Annotated in this window: 17 protein-coding genes; 12 read left to right on the forward strand and 5 right to left on the reverse strand. The window is 55.5% G+C overall.

Features of this window, described 5'->3' with window-relative positions; genetic code table 11:
- Positions 1 to 240 precede the first annotated feature (240 nt).
- Positions 241 to 3,309, reverse strand: a complete 3,069-nt coding sequence (locus VNX88_21945) for a two-component regulator propeller domain-containing protein (GenBank protein ID HWY71345.1) — start codon at positions 3,307 to 3,309, stop codon at positions 241 to 243.
- Positions 3,306 to 4,229 carry a hypothetical protein gene (locus VNX88_21950; protein HWY71346.1) on the reverse strand — a complete coding sequence of 308 codons (924 nt, stop codon included), beginning with the start codon at positions 4,227 to 4,229 and terminating at the stop codon, positions 3,306 to 3,308. Before VNX88_21950 ends, VNX88_21945 begins: the two co-directional genes overlap by 4 nt.
- A gap of 457 nt (positions 4,230 to 4,686) precedes the next feature.
- Here VNX88_21950 and VNX88_21955 point away from each other — a divergent pair, with 457 nt between their 5' ends.
- From VNX88_21955 to VNX88_22000, 10 genes are all read left to right on the forward strand, one after another.
- Positions 4,687 to 5,121, forward strand: coding sequence for a VOC family protein (locus VNX88_21955; GenBank protein HWY71347.1), 435 nt, complete (start codon positions 4,687 to 4,689; stop codon positions 5,119 to 5,121).
- A 111-nt stretch (positions 5,122 to 5,232) separates the two neighbouring features.
- On the forward strand, positions 5,233 to 7,410 hold the full coding sequence (locus tag VNX88_21960; protein ID HWY71348.1) for an alpha-amylase family protein: 2,178 nt from the start codon (positions 5,233 to 5,235) through the stop codon (positions 7,408 to 7,410).
- A gap of 266 nt (positions 7,411 to 7,676) precedes the next feature.
- On the forward strand, positions 7,677 to 8,033 hold the full coding sequence (locus VNX88_21965; protein HWY71349.1) for an enhanced serine sensitivity protein SseB C-terminal domain-containing protein: 357 nt from the start codon (positions 7,677 to 7,679) through the stop codon (positions 8,031 to 8,033).
- Positions 8,034 to 8,122: 89 nt separating this feature from the next.
- Positions 8,123 to 8,599, forward strand: coding sequence for an AAA family ATPase (locus VNX88_21970; protein ID HWY71350.1), 477 nt, complete (start codon positions 8,123 to 8,125; stop codon positions 8,597 to 8,599).
- 430 nt (positions 8,600 to 9,029) lie between these two features.
- The gene (locus VNX88_21975; protein HWY71351.1) at positions 9,030 to 9,728 is read left to right on the forward strand and encodes a DUF4386 domain-containing protein; all 699 of its coding nucleotides are present in this window, start codon (positions 9,030 to 9,032) and stop codon (positions 9,726 to 9,728) included.
- Between the two features lie 80 nt (positions 9,729 to 9,808).
- Positions 9,809 to 10,192, forward strand: a complete 384-nt coding sequence (locus tag VNX88_21980) for a DUF6632 domain-containing protein (protein HWY71352.1) — start codon at positions 9,809 to 9,811, stop codon at positions 10,190 to 10,192.
- Between the two features lie 385 nt (positions 10,193 to 10,577).
- Positions 10,578 to 10,976 (forward strand): hypothetical protein, encoded by a 399-nt coding sequence (locus tag VNX88_21985; GenBank protein HWY71353.1) that lies wholly within the window; start codon positions 10,578 to 10,580, stop codon positions 10,974 to 10,976.
- 56 nt (positions 10,977 to 11,032) lie between these two features.
- Positions 11,033 to 11,284, forward strand: a complete 252-nt coding sequence (locus tag VNX88_21990) for a hypothetical protein (GenBank protein ID HWY71354.1) — start codon at positions 11,033 to 11,035, stop codon at positions 11,282 to 11,284.
- Positions 11,281 to 12,048, forward strand: coding sequence for a hypothetical protein (locus VNX88_21995; GenBank protein HWY71355.1), 768 nt, complete (start codon positions 11,281 to 11,283; stop codon positions 12,046 to 12,048). The genes VNX88_21990 and VNX88_21995 overlap by 4 nt, the downstream gene beginning before the upstream one ends.
- A gap of 459 nt (positions 12,049 to 12,507) precedes the next feature.
- On the forward strand, positions 12,508 to 13,485 hold the full coding sequence (locus VNX88_22000; protein HWY71356.1) for a TonB family protein: 978 nt from the start codon (positions 12,508 to 12,510) through the stop codon (positions 13,483 to 13,485).
- A 397-nt stretch (positions 13,486 to 13,882) separates the two neighbouring features.
- On the opposite strand, the gene VNX88_22005 is transcribed toward VNX88_22000, so the two are convergent.
- The 3 genes from VNX88_22005 to VNX88_22015 form a co-directional block, all read right to left on the reverse strand.
- The gene (locus VNX88_22005; GenBank protein HWY71357.1) at positions 13,883 to 14,146 is read right to left on the reverse strand and encodes a hypothetical protein; all 264 of its coding nucleotides are present in this window, start codon (positions 14,144 to 14,146) and stop codon (positions 13,883 to 13,885) included.
- Positions 14,147 to 14,182: 36 nt separating this feature from the next.
- Positions 14,183 to 14,572, reverse strand: coding sequence for a cupin domain-containing protein (locus VNX88_22010; protein HWY71358.1), 390 nt, complete (start codon positions 14,570 to 14,572; stop codon positions 14,183 to 14,185).
- 173 nt (positions 14,573 to 14,745) lie between these two features.
- Positions 14,746 to 15,528 carry an SDR family oxidoreductase gene (locus VNX88_22015; GenBank protein ID HWY71359.1) on the reverse strand — a complete coding sequence of 261 codons (783 nt, stop codon included), beginning with the start codon at positions 15,526 to 15,528 and terminating at the stop codon, positions 14,746 to 14,748.
- A 254-nt stretch (positions 15,529 to 15,782) separates the two neighbouring features.
- On the opposite strand from VNX88_22015, the gene VNX88_22020 reads away from it, so the two are divergent.
- Together VNX88_22020 and VNX88_22025 are read left to right on the forward strand one after the other, a co-directional pair.
- A complete protein-coding gene (locus tag VNX88_22020; protein HWY71360.1) occupies positions 15,783 to 16,211 on the forward strand; it encodes a hypothetical protein in 429 nt (142 codons plus the stop codon).
- Positions 16,212 to 16,401: 190 nt separating this feature from the next.
- Positions 16,402 to 16,592: hypothetical protein (locus tag VNX88_22025; GenBank protein HWY71361.1), on the forward strand; the 191-nt coding region annotated here is incomplete at its 3' end.

The following is a 16,592-nucleotide window of genomic DNA, read 5'->3' on the forward strand; positions in this document are numbered from 1 at the left end:
TCAGGGATCCTGCAGGGATTTTTTCGTCCCATAATGGAACTTCTGTCTGAGCCGCGTGGCTCATGCTACGATGAACCCCACAACCCCATGACGTTCCCCGCTCCTGTCCCGGAAAGACGCTCAGAACCGATTGAGGGCTGCACTGGTTGCTCAATACGAACGACTTAAAGGAATTGAAAAAGCAGCACCGTCCTGGAACGGAAGATATCAGTTCAAAAAGACACGCCCGTAAGCAACAATTCATCCAACTCGTTTTGCGGTATCCGAAGGTGGCTTAAGCTTAGGCGCATAGAACCTGGTAAGCCAATTCGTTCTCCGAGCGACGGAGTTCGATTCGAAAGCAATGTCTGCCGGAATACAAAGTTCGATTTCTGTACCATGGGCCGGCCGGCTCCAGACCCTGAGACGAGCGCCGATTCTCTCCGCGCGCTCCCGGATGCCTGGAAGTCCCCAATGTCCATCCCGACCCGCACGTAACACGTGATCGTCGATTCCGCAGCCGTCGTCGCGCACGAGCACCCGTAAGTTCCTGAGTCCATATTCGAGCTCTAGCTGGATGTTATTCGCCCGGGCATGGCGAAATGCGTTTACCAGGGCTTCTCGCCCCATGCGATAGACATCATCGCGAATGAACGGGCGCAGGAGACGCGGCTGGCCTTCCACGATCACGCGAAAGTTTACCGCTCCCCTGGATCCCAATTCTTCTGGGACGCGGGAGAATGCCTCATCCAGTTCGCCTGGAGTGTTACCGGGCGAGCGAAGACCGCGAAGTGCATTTCGGCCTTCCTCGATCACATCCTGCATCAGCTCGAGAACACGACGGACCAGTGGTTTCGCGGGCGAAGTCTCAGGCAACCGCTCCTCCGCCACATGAAGCTGCATGGAAGCACTGAGGAATCCCTGCAATAGCGTGTCATGTAACTCCTGCGCAATCCGCGTCCGCTCCGCAAGACGTTCCTCGAATCGCATGTTTAATTCCTGCGTAAGTCGATGCAAATGGTGTCGGTGCACGAGTAACGCCATAAATCCTGCAAGCACGAGCAAGGCAGAGCGGAACCACCAGGTCTGCCAGAGGGCAGGCGCAACTTCGAATATGACTGCGCTCTCGGAGCCATTCCATTCACCGAAACTGTTGCTGGCAACAACGCGGAACCGATAAGACCCCGGAGACAGGTTCGTGTAAACAGCCTCGCGAGCAGCGACGGGCTCACTCCAGGTCTTGTCGAAGTTATCAACCAGATATCGAAAACGAATGCGCTCCGGCACAGCCAGACTCAGAGCCGTGTACGCAAATGTAATTCGCTTATGAGAAGCGGAAACGCGGATGGGACTTGTACGGTTGATCGCGGCGCCATCCATGGACACTGTCTCAATGTGAGCTATCGCCGGCGCCGAACTCTCAACCAGTTGAGATGGATCAACAACCGAAAGACCGCGATTTAGGGAAAACCAAATTCTTCCCTGAGGGTCGGTAATTACAGACCTGCTCCGATTGACTCCTTCGGTGCTCGGCAGCCCGTCCGCAGGTCCGTACTCGTGAACATCGGCTGCCTGGATACTGCCGCGGATAAGCTTGGCGCGACTTACCCGCAAGACATGATTTGAGGTCGCGATCCAAAACCATCCATTCTTGTCTTCTGTAACCCCGAATATTTGTTCACGCAAAACCTCGGGCGATTGAGGAGGAGCTTGAAAATGATCAGAGGCTGAAAAAGCGAGACCACCAGAGGTTCCGCTCCAGAGAGTTCCCGATGAATCCTCCAAAAGGCAGTTCACAACTGGAGAAGGCAAACCATCATGTGTCGAATAGGTTCGCCAGTGACCGTTGGAAAAGGAACTCAGCCCATTGGATGTCGCAAACCACATTGCACGATCGCGAGTTTCGAGGATGGAAGAGACCGTATTGGAAGCGAGGCCGTCAGCCGTCGTGTAGGTTGTGAAGCGCCCATCTTTGAATTTGCTGACGCCACCACTCAGAGTGCCGGCCCACACAGAACCATCACGGCTCCGATAGACGGCATAGACGCTGTTTTGAGCGAGTCCATTTGCCTCTGTATAGCTCTGGCTCCTTGTCCTCCCATTCCGAAACTGGAGACCGGTGAGCCCGCCGCGTTGACGTCCGAGCCAGACCTCGTCGCCGCTGCCACTGATGGAATAGACGACATCATTTGCGGGTACAGCGGATATGAGAGATTGAACACGGCCATTCTGGAGTACATACAGCCCACCCCGGGCAGAAGCGAACCAGGTGCGATTATCAGCGTCAACATAGATGGGTCCGTAGCGCTCAGAGGGAAGCCCTGTGGTTCGTGAATAGGTCACAAAGGCGCTGTTGCGGATGCGGACCAGGCCTTGGGCACCTCCAATCCAAAGATTTCCCTCGCGATCCTCAAACAGGGCGTTAATACCGCCGTTTCCGCGAAGCTCATTTTCTTCTGAGAAGGAAATGCCTTTCTCATTGATACGCAGGAGCCCGCGCGCTGTGCCCACCCAGATATTCGAGTCACGATCCCGCAGGAGACTCAAAACCTGGACACTGCCGAGGGACGGCAATTCAGCTCGACGAAAGCCTTTGTCGTTCCCGCGATACGAGCCGTTGTCGGTGCCGACCCACAACTCTTCATTACCGATCGGCAGCAGACAATTGATCTTTCGGTCGGGCAATCCTGCGTTGACTTTGGTGGCTCGTCCGTGGGCAAGAAAAAAGAGGCCGGCACCAAGTGTGCCCATCCAAATTTTGCCTTGGGCTGCTTCTGCAATGGAGATTACTGGCGATGATCCGGGTAAGACGGAGGGCGCTGCCAGTTTCCGAACCTCATCTCCCGTGAAGCGGAATGTCCCTTCGGTGATGTCTGAAACAAGGACTCCGCCATTGCTGTCTTTTGCCGCCGCAGTGATCTGGGAGGTGAGTACTTCTGCACCGTATCTGATGCTCTCAAATTTGCCGTCTTTTTGGCGTACGACATCGGCGCCCTGTGGACGGATCCATAGTCTTCCGCCGTCGGCATCCGTAAGCAGTTGCAATATGGGAACGTTCGCAGCGGTGGTGGGGGACGTAAATGAGACAGGCGTGAAACTAAAACCGTCGAAGCGGATGAGACCCTTGTCGGTCCCAATCCAGAGGTATCCATCCGCAGTTTGCGCGATCGCGTTCACCGCGCCACCGGGAAATCTGTTCCCGGCAGTCCACTCCTCGCGGACGTACTGTGACGGTAGACGATTGGGGTCGAGTGCGGGTGCGTCGCTCGAGAGAAACAACAGCGCGATGCCAACCAGGATCGATCGAATTGGCTTTAACCAACAAATCACGGAAGATACTCGAACTTGTCGATTACGATCTCATTTTCGTCTTTCAGCGGGATGCCCATCTGGAATACATATAAGGCGATACGCACCGATTCGCCCCCCGGGGAAGGGACTCCTGATGTAAAGACGTGCTGGTTGATCAGACGTCCGCCGATTGCATTGCCCGATCCGGCTACAGTTGAAAAAGTTACCTGTCCCGGTTCCCACCGAAAGGAATGCGTGAACACACCAACCGGCACTCGAAATCTAAGAATGTTAGCCGGAACGTAATAAGGCTGGACGACATAGTGCGCATTATCATTATCAATGTACCCCCAACGAGAGAGCTCAACGTCAAGCTCGCGGCGGTTCCTCTCTGTGCCAACGCCATCCCAGGTGATAAGAGTCAGAACAGCAGAAGGCTCGAGATGAGAAACATCGCGCACCTGGAAGCGGTACGTCCCGTATCCCAGGCTGCGCGTAAGCTTCAACTCCGCGGCAGTCCATTTTCCCGGGCTTCCCGAGATGCGAAGATGGAGTGCGCCGCTGTTGTCCGTCCAGACGTTCGCAGGATCGAAGAAGTTTCTTGAGCCGGCACGGAAGATTGGTCCTGTGCTCGTCGTCCATTCGTATCCGCTAAATCTCAGTGTCTTGGGAGACGGAAATACAGGAGCCGCCCCTCGACCGTCGATGACCGCCAGCGCCACCACGCCGTGGCCGACGACAGGCAGCGATTCGGTTTGCTCAGGCGGATCGCAGTCCGGATCAACCAACAGAGCGGCATACTGTAATCCCAGTTGGATCGAACTCTTCCATCGGCCATCGCTCTCGATATTCGTGAACCGCTGGCCAGACCGCGGGTGTACAGCCCATCGTCCATTGACCTTTGCATACAGCACGATGCGCTGCCCGGGTCGAGCCGCCGTGGCACGACCCTCGATCATGTCTGTTTTACCGGGACTCTCCTGGTCTGCCGCGGGAACCCTGCTAAAGACGATGGTCGGAGCGGAACTTGTCGATGAGGAGTGGCATGCGGACAGAGCAAAACAAACTGCCAGAGATACAGATAGTGTCTTGACACGTGCGATGATGTGCGAACGCGGTGTCATCGATCTCCGTCACTGCGGGAAGCAAGCTGCAATCACAGTTGATTGGCGACATTCGAGACAAACTCCCACTCCGCCACTAAGAGTCAGAAGCTGCAGGCTGGGTCCAACTTCCCTCGGTGAGCCTAGATTTTCTTATTGGGTGATTGTACGCCAGGGCTGCCAGGCTCTGAACGCCAAGCTCAATCCAAAAGATTCTCTGAGTGTGTGTATGGTTTTGTCCGAATAGCCTTTCGCCACACCCGGCGATATGCGAAAAAAGATCATGGATCCTGCAGGGATTTGTCGTCCCATAATGGAACTCATGTCAGAGCCGCTTGGCTCATGCTACGATGAACCCCGCAACCCCATGATGTTCCCCGCTCCTGTCCCGGAAATCCCCGCGGCCAACGTCGACAAAGCCGCAGCCTACTACGTCAACACGCTGGGCTTCACCTTCGATTGGGGGAACGACCAAGGCGGCATCGCCGGCATCTCCAGGGGCAATTGCAGACTGTTTATCACCAATCGCTCCTTCCGAGAGTCCCACGGCAACCTAGGCCCTATCCTTTTCTGGCTCAATCTCGACAGCAAGGCTGAGGTGGACAAACTCTTCGCCCAGTGGAAGGCCGCGCAAGCCAAGATCGTTTCCGAGCCTGAGGACAAACCGTGGAAGCTGCGCGAGTTCATGGCCGCCGATCTTGATGGCAACCTCATTCGTGTCTTCTATGATTTCCGGGGCGACACGTAACAGAACCACACATCGCACAGAGTCGGGCGGGTGGCCGACTTCTCGATTTTTCTGCTCTCAACTTCTACACTGAACCGCGCAAAGACTTGTGCTCGACCCTGGAGAGGACTCATGGACCGACGCTCGTTTCTTTTCATGACGGCTGCATCCGTTGTGGCACGACCGACAGAATTTCTTGGCGCCGCAGTTTCAGAGCGGGAAGATGGTTCGAAGCCCTGGTATGCAACGATGCAGCGCTGCGGTCAGATCAACTACAACGAGCGCGATCCGCTCACGATGGACGCGAATGCCTGGGGAGACTACTGGGCGTCCCTCAAGGTCGATGCGGTGCTTTTGAACGGTGGGGGAATAGTCGCTTTTTATCCTACTCAGATTCCGTATCAGCATCGCAGTGAGTTCCTCGGCGCTCGAGATCTGTTCGGCGAAATGGTGGCTGCCATGAAGCGGCGCGGCATCCGCGCGGTGGCACGCATGGATTGCAATCTTGCTTACGAGGACGCGCTGAAAGCCCATCCCGAATGGTTTGAGCGCAATCGTGACGGCTCGCCCCGTCCACACGCTGAATCGCCATGGCTCTTCTCCACCTGCATGTTCAGCACCTACTTCACCGAACAGATGGCGGCGATCTACCGCGAAATTAACCAGCACTATCCCGTGGACGGTTTCTTCACGAACGGCTGGCCTTCTACCGGTGCGCTGCGGGTGTGCTACTGCGAAAACTGTCGCAAGTTGTTCGATCAACTCGGCGGTGCTCCGCCAGAGGAGACCGACGCTTCCAATCCCCTCTATCGCAAGTACTACAAGGCGTACATGGATCGCGTGCTCGCGATCTGGCGTCTTTGGGATCAGATTGCGCGAGAGAAAAACCAGCAATCGGTTTACGTCGGCAATTTGGGAGGTGGACTCGACACGATCAAGGATCTAACCGAAATAAGTCAGGCTGCGGCCTGGTTTAACGCAGATCATCAAGGCCGCTCCGGCGACACTCCCATCTGGATTTGCGCTCAGCAAGGCAGAGTCGCCAATTCCGTGATGCAGGGCCGCACGATTACTAATGTCGCGGGTGCGTATGCGAACGCTCAGCCGAATTGGCGGCATGTCTCTAAAACCCCGGCCGAGCTGACGATGTGGCTTGCACAAACTACCGCGAGTGGCATGGTTCCATGGTTTCACTGGCTTGGAGGCTCTCCTGAAGACACGCGCTGGCGTGAAGTTGGACGTTCTTTTTTCACCTGGATCGCGGAGAATGAAGCCCATTTCAGGAATCGGACTTCGGTCGCCGATTTGGCAGTCTTGTATCCACAGCGCACGGTTGCGTTTTATTCAAGACCGGAATCGCACCGGCCGCGCTACCGTGGCGGTCCCACCGACTATCTGCAGGGGCTCTACTACGCGCTGCTCGAAGGGCGCTTCGTCTTTGATTTTATCCACGAAAGCAATCTCGACGAGACAACTCTAAAGAAGTACCGCGCGCTGCTGATTCCCAATGCCGCCTATCTCAGTGATCGGAACTGTGAGGCGATTCGTAATTATGTGAATGGTGGCGGATCGTTGCTGGGGACTTTCGAAACTTCTCGCTATGACGAATGGGGCACCTTGCGCTCAGACTTTCAATTGGCTGACATTTTCGGCGCGCACGTGACTGGGGAAGTAATTGGACCGCACGGCAATAGCTATGCGCGAATCGAAAAGCCACATCCAGCTGTCGATGATTTCAAAGGGACGGCTCTCCTTCCCGGCCCTGAGAATCGTGTGCTAATTCGGGCAGAATCGTCGCCGCTCGTGCTCAGCATCGTTCCCGCCTATCCTGCCTTTCCGCCAGAAATGGTCTACGCTCGTACACCTCATACAAGCGAGCCTGCAGCGGTGTTCCGGGAAACGGGAAAGTCACGCATCGCATACTTCGCCGGCGATGTGGACCGAACCTGCTGGCGCTCGGGCGGCGAAGATTTCAGCCGCCTTTTGCAGAACGCCGTCAACTGGGTTCGCGGGCCAGATCCTGTTGTCTCGGTTAAAGGTGCGGGGCTGGTTGAGACGTTCGCGTGGGAGACCGAGTCAGGATATGCGCTGCACATCCTGAACTATACGAATCCAAATGCCACACACGGGTATATTCGGCGAGCTTATCCACTCGGTCCCCAACAGGTCCGATTCCGAACCGATGGACGCCCGATAAAGAGCGCTCGCGCTTTGCGCTCGGGAACGCCCGTAACATTCCAACAGCAGGACGGAATCGTCAGCTTCGAGGTCCCGGCAATTGGAGACTATGAGATTGTTGCCTTGACGTAGGACGGGGGAACAGTGGCGCAGAATGGTCGCATGTGCAGGGATGCGCGCAGCGAGGATGAAGTCGAAATCGATTTTGACATCGTGACACTTCCACCATAATCTCGAGTTTCCATGGGACATATCGCTCCCGCAGTGCCTCAGCCGACGGGCTGGAGTCATCTCGACGAGTCAGCAGGATTGCACCAACGATCGAAGTGAAGTCCAATGTGCTCTTGGGAGCTTGAGATAGATTCGGCTTCGCGCTAACGTAAGTTAATGGATCGGCGATGAAGTGGTTCCGACAGAACCGGCAGAAGGAAATCCATGTCCCGAATGTGACCTTCCTTGGTGAACAGGATGGAGAGGTCGAAAAGGAATTCAAACAACGCTTGCTTGATCGCTTCGCGACGAGCACCACCCTGCATAAGGCATATCTGGTTCGCGCCAGATATGGCGAATCCCCCGAGATAAAGGTTGTCCTGGCGCTGGATGCGAACGCGGGCGGGCTCGTCATTCTTCGCGATCGAGCGTCTAGAGTGTTCGCAAAGATGTTCAATTCTGAGACGAGCCTCGACATCCTGTTCCTGAGCGACGAACAAAAACAAAGGATCTCCGCTGTGGCAAAGCCGTTCTATCAAAAGTGAATCCCAATGACCAGCCCACGCCGTGCCCCGATTTTCCTAGGGAACTCAGAAGCTCGCTGCTAACCGGATTTACAAGCCATAATCTCCTGGTGGCAAAAACTGGCGGAAGATTGATCATCGTCTGCGGCTTGCCCGGCTCCGGTAAAACGACGCATGCCAAACAGCTTGAGGCCACGCTCGGCGCCGTCCGTCTTGCGCCCGACGAATGGATGGATGCTCTGTCGCTCAATCTTTGGGACGAAGCGAAGCGCGCCCAGATTGAGGCTCTGCAATGGCAACTCGCACAGCAGCTTCTTCCATCGGGTGTGACGGTAGTCATCGAGTGGGGCACCTGGGGAAGATCAGAACGAAACGCGCTGCGGCTCCGAGCACGAGAGCTTGGAGCTGCGGTTGAGCTGCACTATCTCTCCGCCCCGATCGATCTCCTCTTCGAGCGAGTCCAACGCCGAGGCATGGAAACTCCGCCGATAAAACGAGAGCAGTTCCTCGAGTGGGCAAAAGCATTCCAAACACCCACAACAGAGGAGTTGGCGCTGTTCGACAAGAGTTTGACGCTGCAGGTCTGAAGCGGCACGGGCGGGTGGCCCGCCTTTCCCGTTTTGGTTCTTGCATCAGACTCCCAGACAATGGGTGCCCGGCTCTCGCGCGATTTTCGCGAGGGTGGGATTACGTGGATGCATGATGTCAGGCTTGATTTTGGTTCGTCTCGTCATCGGTCCTGACGATAGTAGACTTGCACGGAGACTGTCCAACAACGGCGAGAGTCAACTGCCGGAGTTATTAATTTCCTCCTAATCCCACCCTCGCAAAGACCGCGAGAGTGGGGCACCCTTTACATGGGAGTCTGATGCATAAGCCCGAAACGGGAAAAGAGTGGGCCACCCGCCCATCAGAACGCCACTCCCCACTTCTGGAAATTCCGTACTGAAGCACAAACAAGGAGGCTGGGCCACACGCCTCTGCCGAATGCTATCTTTTACCCCCAAAGGAGCACGCATGACTCCGCTCAAACGCAACGCCCGCATCGCAGGGCTTCTCTATCTCACACTCCTGACTGCTCCCCTGCGCCTCATTTACATTCCCAACAAGTTGTTTGTCGCCGGTAGTGCCAGCGCCACGGCCAACAACATCGCCACCCACGAGACGCTTTTCCGCCTCGGCATGCTCAGCGATCTGTTCACCGCAACCATGGCCATCTTTCTCACGCTGGCACTCTACCGGCTGTTCAAGGGAGTGGACGAAGGACTGGCCCGGCTGGTGGTAATCCTGGGCGCGCTGGTGGTCACGCCTATCTATTTCGTTAACACCGTCAACGACGCCGCTGCGCTGCTGCTCGCCCGCGGCGCAGACTTCCTCTCCGTCTTCGACAAGCCACAGCGCGACGCGCTCGTCATGGTCTTCCTCCGCATGCATGGCCAGGGAGTCCGCGCCAACTCGGTCTTCTGGGGACTCTGGCTGTTTCCCTTCGGCCTGCTGGTGTACAAGTCGCGCTTCATTCCCCGCATCCTGGGCGTCTGGCTCATGCTCAACTGCTTCGCCTATCTGGCGACCAGCGTCACCGGCATCTTGTGGCCGCAATACGAGCAGAGAGTGTCAAATTGGGTCTTCCCAGCACTGCTCGGCGAGCTAGCTATCATGTTGTGGCTGATCATCGTCGGCGCGAAGGAGAGACAGCCCCTGGCCACCGCCGCCTGAATGGTGGTTGTTGGTTTTGGCCGCACCTGAACTAACATTCGAACCCGATTTGCCCCGATGGAATGGGATAGGAGGCGCAAATGATTCGAGAACGAGCACTCAAGACAGTATTGTTGTTGGTGGGATTAGTCTTTGTGGCATTTCTTTATCCCATCGTGATGTACCTATGGCGGCCAGGAAATGAGCCGCCAGGTGATGCGATGATGATGAGCCTTTATGTGACGCTCGGATTCTTTTTGCTCCTGGCAGTGCGTAATCCATCCGCGTATCGCAGCCTCATCGCCTACGCAGGATGGGCGAACCTTGCTCACGCCACGGTAATGGCGCTGATGGCAATCCATCCTGCGAGCGACCGCGCAGGCCTGCTCACTGCCTCGGCAATCTTTGCTCCGATCGGGATAGCCCTGATCGCTCTGGCTCCGGCAAAGTCATCCGCCGAGCTGGCTTCCGCAGCCGGGGCGTAGGTCGCCTCGACCAAAACGGGATGGTGTGCGCAATTGAATTCAACACCAGGAGTCGCACACATCGTCGCTGCCACCCTCTCCGCCGCGGTGGACGGAGAGTAGGGCGCACTCTCTTTGTGGGTAAGTCAACTAAAAGCAAGTCCAAAGGGAGGGCAGCCGGTTTCTTCGTCGAACCTAGCCGTACACTGAGATTGCTTTGCTGTTGTATAATAGGATTAGCGTTAGAACAGAGTTGTTCCAGACTCTCTGTCTCGGCGGGGTGAGGGCCTAAGGCCAGTCCCCAGACTCCGATGACTTTTACCTTCCGCAAAAACGCTAATCACTCTTACGTTTGAATTTGCTGATCGCGCATCTCGCTTTCAGCAGGAAGGATTGTTCTATCTCGATGAAGAAGCTCATTCAGAAGAATACGAATGGAAATGGAAGCGGGCGGGTCAAATTCCGCTACGCCGACGATGATCGCTACATGGACATTGATGTGGAGGCGGCCCCTGATGCGGTTGAGGCGGTTGCACAAGGCCTCAAATCGATTGCCAGTGCTCTGTCGGGTCGGATGTTAGCTAACGCGCCTGCACGTTCACTCTCCGTCTCTAAGGGGGCGAGTGCCGCAGTTGCAGAACCACCTCAAGCGGAAATCGAATTCCCGCTGATGCGAACAGTCAGGATCTCAGCGAAGAAATCGATGACGAGCAACCGGATGAAGCGCTTTCCGACCGCGAGGCAGATCGTCAGAAACGGACCTATAGCTTCCGTGCCCCGAAGTTTCTGGATGATCTCGACCTAACTAAGGCTACGAAGCCTCTGGCTGATTTCATCGCGGAGAAAGGGTCTCCCACAGAGATGAGCGAAAGATACATCGCAGTCGCAGTGTGGTTGAAAGAACATCTCCAAATTGAAGAATTCACGATTCATCACATCTACACCGCGTTCGACAACTTGGGGTGGAAGGCTCAGATGCCGGTAGATCACAGTCAGCCACTTCGGGACCTGAAGAACAAACGACATTTCCTAACTAAGGAAAAGGGTGCGGGATACAAGGTTAATTGGCAAGGCATCCAGTACGTCGCGAATATGGGAGTCAGGGCAGCGTGAGCGATGAGGATGACCTCAAGACCCATGTAACCAGGATAAGTGGCTTCGCAGACTTGGGCCACGCATACAAAATTCGACTGTTTGCGTGGCTTCAACATTTTCTGCGAAAGAAACCTCGCTTCACAACGGGAGACATCAACTGGTGCTACAAGACCCTTTCTTACCAACCGAGCAACACCAGTCAATATTTCTCGGAGATGGAAGGCCGAGAATTACTTAAGGACAAAGATGGCTACTTCTGTGAGGGCAAGTTCCGCGCTAAGTACGACGGACTCTACGGTGAACATGACATTACCCTGAACATCCGCCAGATGGTCAAAGATCTGGTCAAGGTCGTCCCCGATATTGGAGAGAAAGACATCATGAAGGAGGCTCTGATCTGTCTTCGCCATGATGCTGGGCGCGCGGCCATCATCATGGTTTGGAATATTGCCTTTTACCACCTCTGCCAATATGTCCTGAAGCATAAGCTTACTGAGTTCAACAACAGGTTGCCGATTCGTTATCCCAAAAAGTGGAAATCCGCAGATCTGCCCGTGATCAAAAAATATGAAGACTTCGCAGATGAGATGGCCGAGCGAGAAGTCATTGAGGTTTGTAACTCAGCTGGGATCATCAATGGAGACCTGTACAAGGTCTACGTCGAGAAGTTAAACGGGCGAAACTCTGCCGCTCATCCCTCTACTATTCACGTGACGCAGGTTCAGGCCGAAGGTTATATTGATGGGCTGATTCGCAACACAGTCCTCCTTTTGCCGATCTGAGGTCGAAAAAAGGACGCTTTTGCCCGATTCTTGGGTCCTGTGCGATTCGGACCGATCGCTACCAACGGAGCGCTGAAACGACGCGCCACTAGTCCGGGTGAACGCTGCTTCGACTTCACCCAAGCGAATCCGTCCGCGAAAGCATGCTGACGAGACGTATGCTGGACTATGCGTGCAACCGCGGTTCATACAGCGTCAAAGTAGGAAATAGCAAAATAACGGGCCACCCGTTCGCCTCGATGGCCCGTTCAGTGGAAGGGCTTCCTTCAATGTAGTTAGCTGATCTTGCGACCGGGACAGAAGAGCAACTGAGCTGAATTGCTCACTTTGGCTCTTTTATTTCTGAATGCCGGGTGCCGCACCCTTCGGCGGGGTCCCGGCAGCCCAAAGCTTTCCGGAGTACAATTTCGGGATTGTTGCTGCTGCTTGGAGTCTTCCAGCAACAGTAGGGGCTTCCAGATGCGCTTCCTCGGTGCTGTTGCCGTTTGTGCCTTCCTTGTTTCCGTTTCCGTTGCTGAAGATGCTCAGCTGCGCGCGCGGGCCTTTGAACTGGTGGAGCGCGCTCAGGAAGTGAGCGCTCCGAAGCAGTCGGCTCCAATCGTTAATGAGACTGTGCTTACGTTTCATGCCCTGGGCGCGGATGGATCGATGCGCGAGGGCGGTTACAGCCGAGTGTTTGCCGGTCCGACGGGCACCCGGGAGGAGTTCAGCTCGACCGACTTTCATCTGGTCCAGATTGAGCTGCCCGATCGCGTCGCCTTCATCGGGCCATCGCGCGTGCTGCCTCCGGAATTCCGCGAGATGTTGAGGCTTTTCCCGGTTCAGTTATGGCACCTCGATCACGAGGACGTGATCCGCGAGATCAAGAAGACCACTCACAAAGGCGTGGAGGCGCAGTGCGTGGAGTTCGACACCATTCGCGGTCCGGATACCTTCAACAACGAGTTCTGCTTTGACGTGCATAGCGGAGCGCAGATCTATGTCCGGTCGGCCAATATGGAGCTGGAGAACTCGGCATTCTACGATTTTGTCGGCGCTAAGTACCCCGGCCACATGCAGCAGTACCGAAATGGGACGCTGGTTCTGGATGTCCAGTTGACGCGGCGGGTGCTTACCGACGGGCTGAGTCCGGATATGTTCACCCCGCCGCCGGCAGCGAGCATTGGGATGCGCTGCACGACGTATCGCCGCGCCTTTGGCCAGTCGATGCCACAGCCGGCAGCCGGGAATGGCGGAGCGGTTGCGGAGGTCGTCGTGCATGCCGTTATTGGCTTCGATGGCAAAGTGCGGGAAGCTGCCATTGAGAATTCTGATCGTCCGGATCTGAATGAAGAAGCCCTGAAGACCGCGCGATCCTGGACCTTTTCGCCCGCAATGTGCAATGGCCAGCCGAATGAGCAGGAAGCTAATCTGGTTATTCGCTTCCAGGGCAAATAGGACGGGTGGCCCGCTCATTCCTTAGCGCAGTGCTATCCTTTGCGGACCAGGAGGGCACACGATGGTCGCGCAATCAGCCTCCACCAATGCGAAATACACGCTGGTTTCCATCGCATTTATGGTCGGTCTGTAGCGATACCCGGACTGACGCTTTCACCGCTTAGCCAGAGTGGAGCCAATCCAAAACTCAGACAAGGGGCCGGTTGGGATCTGACGTGGTGAGTCCCGGTGCGTGGTCAGGCCCGGCGCAAGGCATCGGTCAGATCATGTGGATCATGAGACCGAGCAAACTCGCTGCAATCTCAAAGTCACGCCAAGTATTGGGCGCCGGTTACGCGCCAGCACCGGCAGATGCACAGCGCGCTGCTTCACTCCGAGAAGAACGGTTCATCTGGAATCAGTCCCACGGAATCTTGCGGATCGTGACGAACCGTCCATCAAACGCATAGCGGCCGTTCGTCATCAACACTACGTTGTCTATGGCTCCGCATATGTCTCCTTCACGACTGATTTCTAACCAGTAACAAATATAGTCTTCGATCTCCGGCCCAAGCCCCTCCTCTGCATCAGATAACGTGCGCGATATAGTGGCAGTTATCTGATCGCAAGGTGTGTCGTCGAAGGTAAGACTGATGCGATCACCGGCGAATAGATTTTCCATTTTGGATCTCGTTTCTGGTGTGCTGGCGATTCGTGATCACTTCGCTGGAACTAACACCGGAGCGCCTTTGTCCTTCACGAAGACCACGACGAATTTCGCCGGTTGGGTCTGGCTTGCGTTCCGCCCAACGACATGAACATCGTTGGGACCTTCATAGAAGGTTTGACCAGGTGTCAGCGTAACTTCCTTTCCGCCTCTCACCTGCATCACGATCGAGCCCTCCAACACATAAATAAACCCATGTGCATTGTGGCGATGGATTGGATCCATACTGCCCGGCGGATATTCCACTGTGATCATCAGACCCTCTTTGCCAGGAAAGTCCGCCAGGTCTTTTGAGAAAAGCTCCGTCACTTTAGCTTCCTGAGCCATGAGCGTGCCAGCTATGAGGCATACCAGCATCAAACTCAGTTTCTTTATCGTCATGGAATTAACCTTTCGCTTACCGGGGCGATAAGCCCCATGATTTGCATGTGGGTTAGCTCTTCGCCAGTTAACAAAAACTCACGCGCCGGTACTGCTTCACCGTTGAAGCCGCCTTGGCTGAACCGGCGCGTAGCGGACTACTAATGAGCGACCATTAATGAGCGACCATGGAATCATGCTGCCGGTTGCGATTTCGCATGAGGGACCTGACCTGTAGGCTGATTGACCCAAGTTTCGAAGCGAGTCTCTCCGAGTTGCGCGTTATTCCCCGGAACCAATGTTCGGTCGTTGACCTTCGCCCCAGAGTAGAGCGCATTCGGATCAGCGACGACATCGCGAGGATCTCCGAGCTGGGCCAAACGTCGCCGGACTAGTTCATCCACGCGAAACTGTTCCGGCCCCGCTATTTCGACCGTGCCATTTACCGGCGGGCCTACCGCGATCCTGCCCAGGGCAGTCGCGACATCGTCGGCAGCCATCGGCTGGAAAAGCACAGGAGGCAAATGCGCCTTGTCGCCAACCATGGATATGTCGGCAAGTCCTTTGACGAATTCGAAGAACTGCGTTGCCTGGACGATGGAGTAGGGGATTGAAGATTCTTTAATCAGTTTCTCCTGAGCGATCTTGGCGCGGAAGTAACCGCTTTCGGACAGCCGCTGGGTCCCCACGACGGATAACGCAACGTGATGTCCTACGCCTGCGGCCGCTTCATTGGTGAGGAGGTTGCGAGTTGATGTTTCGAAGAAATTCATCACTGCCGCATCCTCCCAGGAGGGAGAATTAGTTACGTCAACCACTACCGATGCACCCTTCAGCGCTTCGGCCAGTCCCTCGCCGGTGAGGGTGTTGACGCCGGAATCAGGTGACGCGGCTATCGCTTCGTGCTCATGCTCACGAAGCTTGGTGACAAGCTTTGATCCGATGAGTCCACTGCCGCCGATGACCACGATTTTCATGATTGTCTCCTTCATTTTCGAGTTCTGCATTTCCGAACCTGCCGGTCGTACTCGCTAAGACCGTACACCCTATCGTTTTGTGACACAATCCTGTCAACGCGTCTCAACAAATTCGGGTGGGTGGAACACCAGAGACGGCAACTCGGCATTCAGCGATCAGCTAAACCAAACCGCCGAAACCCTGGCAATCCCAGTACCTTCGTAACTCGCGGCCTGATCGCTCATCGGCAAAACTAGTGAACTGGGTGGACGCTATGGACATCAAGACAACCACAACCACGTTTCGATACCGAATCGAGGCGAAACCCGGAGGTGGATTCATTGCCCGGGCGGAGGAAGGATCTTCTGAAAACCTGGAAGGAGCCACGCGCGAGGAAGTTCAGCAGAAGATTGACGACAAGTTAACCTCGCTCGTTGGGGCGATGCTCCACAACGATAAGCTGTCAGCGATGGTCGCGGATCTAGTCCAGAAGGGCGGAAAAGCTGGCGGATTTAACGTTAAGGTGAACGTAACGAGCACGTCGTCGAAAAGCCTCCTTTCACAACCGGCGATTCCCGCAGCCGGTGACGTGGGCGTCGCGCCCTCGTCTGAGCCTCGCTTTGAGAGCAGCAACAAATTATGGATCTTCATGGCGCTGCTGGTGGCGATTGCGGCGGCGTTGATGTATTTGCTGAAGCGGTAAAGCGAAGAGCCGAAAAAACAAGCAGTCAGCACTCAGCATTCAGCCAGCGGATGGGTTACAGGGAAAGCAGCCTTCAGCACTCGGCAATCAGCTACACCAAACAGCCCAAAGTCAAAACCGATTTCCACAGCGAGCGACGGTACGACTATTGACACCTGGCTCAGAGTCGGGGTACCAACGAGAGAGCAGGATGGCGTGGGAGAGACGGCACGATGGCGATGGCGATGGCGATGACGATGACGATGACGCTGCGAGGATCGTTTCGATTGCAGTCCCTGTTGCTCCCCTGCAAATTCGCTGCCTCTTCGGGCGTCCCCCAGTGTTCATGCGGGTTCTATCCAGCGGAAGAAATTCACTGATAATTTCGCTGATAAATTCGCT

Source organism: Terriglobales bacterium (assembly GCA_035567895.1).
In the GTDB taxonomy this organism is placed as follows: domain Bacteria; phylum Acidobacteriota; class Terriglobia; order Terriglobales; family Acidobacteriaceae; genus Gp1-AA112.

Coding starts and splice junctions, on each gene's coding strand:
- VNX88_21950 (HWY71346.1), bottom strand. CDS start 4,229: ATGATCGAGGGTCGTGCCACGGCGGCTCGACCCGGGCAGCGCATCGTG.
- VNX88_21955 (HWY71347.1), top strand. CDS start 4,687: ATGGAACTCATGTCAGAGCCGCTTGGCTCATGCTACGATGAACCCCGC.
- VNX88_21960 (HWY71348.1), top strand. CDS start 5,233: ATGGACCGACGCTCGTTTCTTTTCATGACGGCTGCATCCGTTGTGGCA.
- VNX88_21965 (HWY71349.1), top strand. CDS start 7,677: ATGAAGTGGTTCCGACAGAACCGGCAGAAGGAAATCCATGTCCCGAAT.
- VNX88_21975 (HWY71351.1), top strand. CDS start 9,030: ATGACTCCGCTCAAACGCAACGCCCGCATCGCAGGGCTTCTCTATCTC.
- VNX88_21980 (HWY71352.1), top strand. CDS start 9,809: ATGATTCGAGAACGAGCACTCAAGACAGTATTGTTGTTGGTGGGATTA.
- VNX88_21985 (HWY71353.1), top strand. CDS start 10,578: ATGAAGAAGCTCATTCAGAAGAATACGAATGGAAATGGAAGCGGGCGG.
- VNX88_21990 (HWY71354.1), top strand. CDS start 11,033: ATGAGCGAAAGATACATCGCAGTCGCAGTGTGGTTGAAAGAACATCTC.
- VNX88_22000 (HWY71356.1), top strand. CDS start 12,508: ATGCGCTTCCTCGGTGCTGTTGCCGTTTGTGCCTTCCTTGTTTCCGTT.
- VNX88_22005 (HWY71357.1), bottom strand. CDS start 14,146: ATGGAAAATCTATTCGCCGGTGATCGCATCAGTCTTACCTTCGACGAC.
- VNX88_22010 (HWY71358.1), bottom strand. CDS start 14,572: ATGACGATAAAGAAACTGAGTTTGATGCTGGTATGCCTCATAGCTGGC.
- VNX88_22015 (HWY71359.1), bottom strand. CDS start 15,528: ATGAAAATCGTGGTCATCGGCGGCAGTGGACTCATCGGATCAAAGCTT.
- VNX88_22020 (HWY71360.1), top strand. CDS start 15,783: ATGGACATCAAGACAACCACAACCACGTTTCGATACCGAATCGAGGCG.